Raw genomic sequence first — 8028 nt, 5'->3', positions numbered from 1 at the left:
CCCGCGCGGCCCCGCCGCCGGTGACGGCCCGCGCGGCGGTCGGACACCCCGCGGAACGGCCGCCCATCGTGCCGCGGGCGGCCTGGCTCGGCTCGGCCGGCCCCCACCGGCAGCCGCCGCCGCACTACGACGACCGAGTCGTGGCGGTCTTCGTCCACCACACCGACTCGCCGAACGGCTACGACTGCGCCGACGCGCCCCGCGTCATCGGCGACCTCTACGCGGGCCAGACCGGCGCCAAGCAGTGGGACGACATCGGCTACAACTTCCTCGTCGACCGCTGCGGCACGATCTACGAGGGCCGCGCGGGCGGCGTCGACCGTCCCGTCACCGGGGCCCACGCCCAGGGCTTCAACCACCGCACCGCCGGTATCGCCGCGATCGGCACCTTCACGGCGGGCACCCCGGTGCCGAAGGCCATGACCGACGCCATCGCCCGTCTCGCCGCCTGGAAGCTCGGCCTCGGCGGCGTCGACCCCCGGGGCACCGTCCGCCTCACCTCCAGCAACAGTCTCAGCCGGTACGTCAAGGGCACCACCGCCGTCCTGCCCGCCATCGCCGGCCACAAGGACGGCTTCAGCACGAGCTGCCCCGGCGCCGCCCTCGCCGCCCGCCTCCCGGAGATCCGCGCGGCGGCGGCCCACTACCAGGGCCGCTGACGGCCCGACCCCACGCCACGGCCCTCGTCCCCGTCCCATCCCGTCCCATCCCGTCCCATCCCGTCCCATCCCGTCCCGTCCCGTCCTTGTACGACGGTCACAGGTACCCGGCAGGCCGCTCACAGGCTCCGCAGAGTCGTGGGGCGGAGGATCGGCACAGGAACCGACCGGAGGTGGGGATCATGAGGAGCAGCGGGACGGAATCCGCGCGGCGCCCGGAGCGGGCGGGTGGCCGCTGGACGAGGGCCGTGCGGGGGCCGTGGGTGGTGGTCTGCGCGGTGACGGCGGTCGTCCTCGGACCGGCGGCGGTCACCGCCTCCGCGCTGGACCAGGCGAACGCGGCCCCGCCCCGGTCCACCGCGCGGGCGGCCGAGCGACCGCAGGCCTGCCTCCCCACGGACCCCGGCCGCCGCCGGACGGCACCCTGAACGGGCGCCGGGCGGGCCCTCGGCCCCCGGTCAGCTCTCCCGGAACCGTTCCCACAGGTTCGGGTAGCGCTCCGCGATGACGGACTCGTTCTCGAAGTCGAGCGGGGTGCCCGCGGGCTCGGAGGCCGGGGCCGGGATGCCGAGGTCCGGCGCGACCGCACCGGTGAGCTGCTCGTAGGCCTCGTCCGCCGCGTATCCCAGCTCCTCGCCGTCGCCGTCGATCTCCTCGTCGAAGTCGTCCAGCAAGTCGGCGAGCGAGTCGGGGTCGTGCATGGCGCCCTCGAAGACCTCCCGGCCCTGGCCGATCAGCCAGCAGCGGAAGAAGTCGAAGGCGTCGTCGCTCGCCCCGTCGAGGAGCACCCAGGCGGCACCCCACAGGTCCCAGCGGTAGGCGCGGTTGTAGCGGGACTCGAAGTGCCGGGCGAAGTCCAGGACCGAGTCCGGGTCGAGCTGGACGAGCCGCTCGACCAGCAGGTCGGCCTGTTCCTCGGGGTCGCCCTCGGCAGCCTCGCGGGTCGAATCCACCAGCAGCCAGAACTCCGTCTCGTCCATCACGGGTCAAGCATCGGGCCTGGAGGGGAGGGACGCACGCGGAGTGGCGCAGATTGTTATGCGTGCACATGCCGAAGGTAAAACCGCCGGGTTCGTACGGATTTCAAGCGGGTTCCGGGGCCGGGGTCACCGGGGAGTAGCGCCCCCCCCCGGTGGAGCGGGCCGCCGGGGAGCCGCTCAGCGGTAGAGCGCGGCCGACCGTTCGGCGTCCTCGGCGCACCTCTTGCGCAGGGACTCGGGAGCGAGCACCTCCACCTCCGGGCCCAGCCCCCGGAGCTGGGCGCGGGCGACCTCCTCGGTCTCCATCGGCAGCGTGAGGGTCGTCCAGCCCTGTCCGTCGGGCTCACCGGCGCTGCCCAGCGCCTCCTTCACGGTCGCCGGATCAAGGACGTACGGGAGCTGCCGCAGGCCCTCCGGGGAGAGCCGTACGGCGATCTCGGCGCGCAGGATCGAGCGGGCGAACTCCTCGGCCCGCTCCGCCCAGAACCCCGGCAGATCGAACCCCTCCTCCCGCCGGAACCGCTCCTCGCCGGGCTCGACGGCGGTGAACCGGTCGATCCGGTACACCCGGAAGGCATCCGTACCGGACACCCGTGCGCACAGGTACCACAGGCCCGCCTTGAGGACGAGTCCGTACGGATCGAGCGTGCGCTCCACCTCCGAGGCGCCCCGCCGGTAGCGCGCGACGACCGGCCGGTCGTCCCACACCGCCTCCGCGACCGACGGCAGCAACTCGGGCGTGCGCGGCTCGCTGAACCAGGCCGGCGCGTCCAGATGGAACCGCTGCGCCGCCGTCCGCGAGGCGTCCCGCACCGAGGGCTGAAGCGCCGCCGACACCTTCAGCCGGGCCGCCGACGCCGTGTCCTGGAGGCCCATCTCGCGCAGCGCCCCCGGCACCCCGCTCAGGAACAGCGCCTCCGCCTCACTGCGGGCGAGCCCCGTCAGACGGGTGTGGTAGCCGCCGACCAGCCGGTACCCGCCGGCCCTGCCCCGGTCCGCGTACACCGGGACGCCCGCCTCGGACAGGGCCTGCGCGTCCCGGGTGATGGTGCGCTCGGACACCTCCAGCTCCCGCGCCAGCTCGGCGGCGGTCATCGACGCCCGCGTCTGGAGCAGCAGCACCATCTTGATCAGCCGAGCAGCACGCATGCGTTCATGATGCCGGGCCCCGCCGACAACGGAGGAACGGACGGCCGACACCCGGGCCACGGCACAACGCCGAGGAGGGGCACGGCACAACGCCGAGGAGGGCCACCGCGCGAACGCCGTGCCCCTCCTCGGTCTCGTCCCTTCGGCCGGTTACCGCTGCCGCGGCCTACAGGCCGTAGCGCTCCCGGGCCTCCTTGACCGCGGACGCCTTGACCTCACCGCGCCGGGCGAGCTGCGCCAGCGCCGCGACGACGATCGACTCGGCGTCGACACCGAAGTGCCGGCGGGCCGCCTCGCGGGTGTCGGAGAGGCCGAAGCCGTCGGCGCCGAGCGAGGAGTAGTCCTGCTCGACCCACTGCGCGATCTGGTCCGGGACCTGGCGCATGTAGTCGGAGACCGCGAGGACCGGGCCCTCGGCGCCGTGCAGCGCCTGACGGACGTACGGCACCCGCTCCTCGCCGCGCAGCAGGGCCGCGTCGGCCTCCAGCGCGTCACGGCGCAGCTCGGCCCAGGAGGTCGCGGACCACACGTCGGCGGCCACGCCCCACTCCTCGGCGAGCAGCTTCTGGGCGGCGAGCGTCCAGTGGATGGCCGTGCCGGAGCCGAGGAGCTGGATGCGCGGGGCGTTCGCGGCCGCCACGTTCAGACCCGCCGACTCCGCCGTGTTGAAGCGGTACAGGCCCTTGAGGATGCCCTCGTCCACGCCGGCCGGCTTGGCGGGCTGCGGCATCGGCTCGTTGTAGACGGTCAGGTAGTAGAAGACGTTCTGGTCCTCGCCCGGGGCCGCCTCGCCGTACATCCGGCGCAGACCGTCCTTGACGATCGCCGCGATCTCGTAGGCGAACGCGGGGTCGTAGGAGAGCGCGGCCGGGTTGGTGGCCGCGATGACGGGGGAGTGCCCGTCGGCGTGCTGGAGGCCCTCGCCGGTCAGCGTCGTGCGGCCGGCGGTGGCGCCGACCAGGAAGCCGCGGCCGAGCTGGTCGCCGAGCTGCCACATCTGGTCGGCCGTGCGCTGCCAGCCGAACATCGAGTAGAAGATGTAGAACGGGATCATCGCCTCGCCGTGGGTGGCGTACGCGGTGGACGCGGCGATGAAGTCGGCCATCGAACCGGCCTCGGTGATCCCCTCGTTGAGGATCTGGCCGTTCTTGGCCTCCTTGTAGTACATCAACTGGTCGCGGTCGACCGGCTCGTACGTCTGGCCCTTGGGCGAGTAGATGCCGAGCGAGGGGAACAGCGACTCCATACCGAAGGTACGGGCCTCGTCGGGGACGATCGGCACCCAGCGCTTGCCGGTCTCCTTGTCGCGGACCAGGTCCTTGACGAGGCGGACGAACGCCATGGTCGTCGCCACGTTCTGCGAGCCGGAGCCCTTGTCGAAGGACGCGAACGTCTTGTCGGCGGCGGCGGGCAGCGGGGCCAGCGGGTGCGTACGGCGGGCCGGGGCCGGTCCGCCGAGGGCGGCGCGGCGCTCCTGGAGGTAGCGGACCTCGGGGGAGTCGGCGCCCGGGTGGCCGTAGGGGACCACGCCGTCGACGAACTCGCTGTCGGAGATGGGCAGTTCGAGCAGGTCACGCATCTGCTTGAACTCGTCCGTCGACAGCTTCTTCATCTGGTGGTTGGCGTTCTTCGACGCGAAGCCCTCGCCGAGGGTGAAGCCCTTGACGGTCTGCGCGAGGATGACGGTCGGCGCGCCCTTGTGCTCGACCGCCGCCTTGTACGCCGCGTACACCTTGCGCGGCTCGTGACCACCGCGGGAGAGGTGGAAACACTCCAGGATCTTGTCGTCGCTCAGCAGCTTCGCCATCTCGACGAGCGCCGGGTCGGAGCCGAAGAAGTCCTGGCGGATGTAGGCGGCGTCGCGGGTCTGGTACGTCTGCACCTGGGCGTCGGGCACCTGGCGCAGGCGGCGGACGAGGGCGCCGGTGGTGTCGAGCCGGAACAGCTCGTCCCAGGCGTTGCCCCACAGCGACTTCACGACGTTCCAGCCGGCGCCGCGGAACTGGGCCTCCAGCTCCTGCACGATCTTGAAGTTCGCGCGCACCGGGCCGTCGAGGCGCTGGAGGTTGCAGTTGATGACGAAGGTCAGGTTGTCCAGGCCCTCGCGGGAGGCGAGCGCGAGTGCCGCGGTCGACTCCGGCTCGTCCATCTCGCCGTCACCGAGGAACGCCCACACGTGGGACGCCGAGACGTCCTTGATGCCGCGGTTGGTGAGGTAGCGGTTGAAGCGGGCCTGGTAGATCGCCGACAGCGGGCCGAGGCCCATGGAGACGGTCGGGAACTCCCACAGCCAGGGCAGCCGGCGCGGGTGCGGGTACGAGGGGAGGCCGTTGCCGCCCGACTCCTGGCGGAAGTTGTCCAGGTGCTGTTCGCCGAGCCGGCCGTCGAGGAAGGCGCGGGCGTAGATGCCGGGGGAGGCGTGGCCCTGGATGTAGAGCTGGTCGCCGGACCCGTCGCCCTCCTTGCCCTTGAAGAAGTGGTTGAAGCCGGTCTCGTAGAGCCAGGCCGCGGAGGCGAAGGTGGCGATGTGGCCGCCGACGCCGTGCTTGGCGCCCCGGGTGACCATCGCCGCCGCGTTCCAGCGGTTCCAGGCGGTGATCCGGGCCTCCATCGCCTCGTCGCCGTCCACGGCGGGCTCGGCGGAGGTCGGGATGGAGTTGACGTAGTCGGTCTCAAGCAGCTTGGGCAGCGCGAGGCCGTTGCCCTCGGCGCGCTCCAGGGTGCGGCGCATCAGGTACGCGGCACGGTGCGGCCCGGCCGCCTGGGTGACGGCGTCCAGGGAGGCCTGCCATTCGGCGGTCTCCTCGGGGTCGCGGTCCGGGAGCTGGTCGAGCTCGCTCGGCTGGATTGCGGTGGGGTCGGTCATTGCGCCGCCTTCCGGATGCGGAGGGGGGTTCCCTCGTCGGCAAGGGGTTTTCGGGGGTGCCCTCGGTCTTTGGCAGGACAGGGCGGCGGGCTCTGGTGGGAGCCCATCGGTGACTGTAACTCCCTGATCGATGATCGATCAAAGGGTTGCGGGGGAAAACCTCTTCAGATCGAGAAAGTCGGCACGCGGTGCCTTCCCCTCAGGCACGGCGTGCCGTGCATATCCCGGGTTCTCGCAGGTGAGAGCACGCCTGAGCGAGACGCCGCTCCGCTGTACGGAGGCTGTACGGGAGCGCTGCAAGAGGGCGCCGCAAGGGGACGCCGTACGGGGACGGGCACCCGTGGGCCGGCCTCGTCTCGGCCCGGCCCGCGGTGTCCGCGCACCCCACGGCTCACGGCCGGGGAGCGCACCCGAGGACGTGGGCCTTGACCAGGTCGGCGATCAGCGGGTCGCGCCGCCGGAAGGCGTCGACGAGAGCCTCGTGCTCCTCCGCGTACGACTGCTGCACGGTGCCCAGCCACCTTATGGACAGCGCCGTGAACACCTCGATGCCGAGCCCCTCCCAGGTGTGCAGGAGGACCGAGTTCCCGGCTGCCCGCACCAGCTCCCGGTGGAAGGCCACGGTGTGCCGGACCTGGCCGGTCCCGTCGGACAGCCGGTCCGCCTCGTACAGCGCGGTCACATGCGGCTCCAGGGCCGAGCAGTCCTCACCGAGCCGCTCCGCCGCCAGCTCCGCCGCGATGGCCTCCAGACCGGCCCGTACGGGGTAGCTCTCCTCCAGGTCGGCGGCCGTCAGGTTCCGCACCCGCACGCCCTTGTTCGGCGCGGACTCGATCAGCCGCAGCGACTCCAGCTCGCGCAGCGCCTCCCGTACGGGGGTCTGGCTGACCTCCAGCTCGGTGGCGATCCGCCGCTCCACGATCCGCTCGCCCGGCTTCCAGCGACCGCTGACGATCCCCTCCACGATGTGCTCGCGGATCTGTTCGCGCAGCGAGTGGACGACGGGCGCGGTCATGAAGGCTCCTTTGGGAGGAGTACGGGACCCGAGGGCGTTTGACGTTTAGACAATACGGCCGGGCCCGTGCCGGTGAGGGGCGCATGGGGGCGCTTTACCGCAGGTGAGACGAGACTTACACGGCGTCGGACCGATCCGGCCCGTCAAGGCCCGCGCCGCCCGCGAAAACACCGCGCCCCCGCCCGGAGTTCCGGACGGGGGCGCGGTGTCGTCGCGAGGACGCCGCCCCGCTGGGCGGTACGGGCTACAGGCCGAGCTCGACCTCGAACTCGCCCGCCTCCAGGATCGCCTTGACCGCGGTCAGGTAACGGGCCGCGTCGGCGCCGTCGACCAAACGGTGGTCGTAGGACAGCGTCAGGTAGGTCATGTCGCGGACGCCGATGACGGTGCCCTCCTCCGTCTCGATGACGGCCGGACGCTTGACCGTGGCACCGATGCCGAGGATCGCGACCTGGTTCGGCGGCACGATGATCGTGTCGAAGAGCGCGCCGCGCGAACCGGTGTTGGAGATGGTGAAGGTCGCGCCGGACAGCTCGTCCGGGGTGATCTTGTTCGCCCGGACCTTGCCCGCCAGCTCGGCGGTGGCCTTGGCGATACCGGCGATGTTCAGGTCGCCCGCGCGCTTGATGACCGGGGTCATCAGGCCCTTCTCGGAGTCCACCGCGATCCCGATGTCCTCGGTGTCGAAGTAGGTGATCGTGCCCTCGTCCACGTTGATCCGGGCGTTGACGGCCGGGTGGGCCTTCAGCGCCTGGGCCGCCGCCTTCACGAAGAACGGCATGGGGGAGAGCTTGACGCCCTCGCGGGCCGCGAAGGAGTCCTTCGCCTGCGCGCGGAGCTTCATCAGCCGGGTGATGTCGACCTCGACGACCGAGGAGAGCTGCGCCTGCTCGTGCAGGGCCTTCACCATGTTGTCGCCGATGACCTTGCGGATGCGCGGCATCTTGACGGTCTGACCGCGCAGCGGGGAGGCCTCCAGCGCCGGCGCCTTCTTGGCGGAGGCGGCCGGGGCGGCGGCCGGAGCCGGGGCGGCGGCCTTCGCGGCCTCGGCGGCGGCGATGACGTCCTGCTTGCGGATACGGCCGCCGACGCCGGAGCCCTTGACCGCGGCCAGGTCGACGCCGTTCTCGGCGGCGAGCTTGCGCACCAGCGGGGTCACGTACGCGCCGTCGTCACCGGAGGTCGCGGCGGGCGCCGGGGCCGGGGTGACGGGGGCGGGCGCGGCCGGCGCGGGGGCGGCGGGCGCGGGCTGTGCGGCCGGGGCCCGAGGAGGCCGAGATCCAGGCCGTGCACCGCTTCCTGCTGCGCACCCCGGCCCGGATGATCGGTGTCTGGCTCCCGGACACGGTGGGGGACCGG

Annotated in this window: 6 protein-coding genes and 1 pseudogene; 2 read left to right on the top strand and 5 right to left on the bottom strand. The window is 72.4% G+C overall.

What is annotated here, in order from left to right:
• Positions 1-20 precede the first annotated feature (20 nt).
• Together AB0912_RS35600 and AB0912_RS35595 are read left to right on the top strand one after the other, a co-directional pair.
• Positions 21-659: a peptidoglycan recognition protein gene (locus AB0912_RS35600; protein WP_366707433.1), complete on the top strand. Its 639-nt coding sequence runs from the start codon at positions 21-23 to the stop codon at positions 657-659.
• A gap of 182 nt (positions 660-841) precedes the next feature.
• The gene (locus AB0912_RS35595; protein WP_366707429.1) at positions 842-1087 is read left to right on the top strand and encodes a hypothetical protein; all 246 of its coding nucleotides are present in this window, start codon (positions 842-844) and stop codon (positions 1085-1087) included.
• 30 nt (positions 1088-1117) lie between these two features.
• Here AB0912_RS35595 and AB0912_RS35590 read toward each other — a convergent pair whose 3' ends face one another.
• The 5 genes and pseudogenes from AB0912_RS35590 to sucB all read right to left on the bottom strand — a co-directional run.
• Positions 1118-1639: a DUF4240 domain-containing protein gene (locus AB0912_RS35590; RefSeq protein WP_366707431.1), complete on the bottom strand. Its 522-nt coding sequence runs from the start codon at positions 1637-1639 to the stop codon at positions 1118-1120.
• 177 nt (positions 1640-1816) lie between these two features.
• On the bottom strand, positions 1817-2788 hold the full coding sequence (locus AB0912_RS35585) for a WYL domain-containing protein (RefSeq protein ID WP_366707427.1): 972 nt from the start codon (positions 2786-2788) through the stop codon (positions 1817-1819).
• 166 nt (positions 2789-2954) lie between these two features.
• On the bottom strand, positions 2955-5654 hold the full coding sequence (aceE, locus tag AB0912_RS35580) for a pyruvate dehydrogenase (acetyl-transferring), homodimeric type (protein ID WP_366707425.1): 2700 nt from the start codon (positions 5652-5654) through the stop codon (positions 2955-2957).
• Between the two features lie 391 nt (positions 5655-6045).
• Positions 6046-6669 (bottom strand): GntR family transcriptional regulator, encoded by a 624-nt coding sequence (locus AB0912_RS35575; protein ID WP_366707423.1) that lies wholly within the window; start codon positions 6667-6669, stop codon positions 6046-6048.
• A gap of 244 nt (positions 6670-6913) precedes the next feature.
• A pseudogene (gene sucB / locus AB0912_RS35570) lies at positions 6914-7933 on the bottom strand (2-oxoglutarate dehydrogenase, E2 component, dihydrolipoamide succinyltransferase); the annotation flags it as partial.
• Between the last annotated feature and the right edge of the window lie 95 nt (positions 7934-8028).

Source organism: Streptomyces sp. NPDC007084 (assembly GCF_040703595.1).
Taxonomy (GTDB): domain Bacteria; phylum Actinomycetota; class Actinomycetes; order Streptomycetales; family Streptomycetaceae; genus Streptomyces.
The sequence above is the reverse complement of the archived record's forward strand: the minus strand, read 5'-3'. Positions and strand labels throughout refer to the sequence as shown.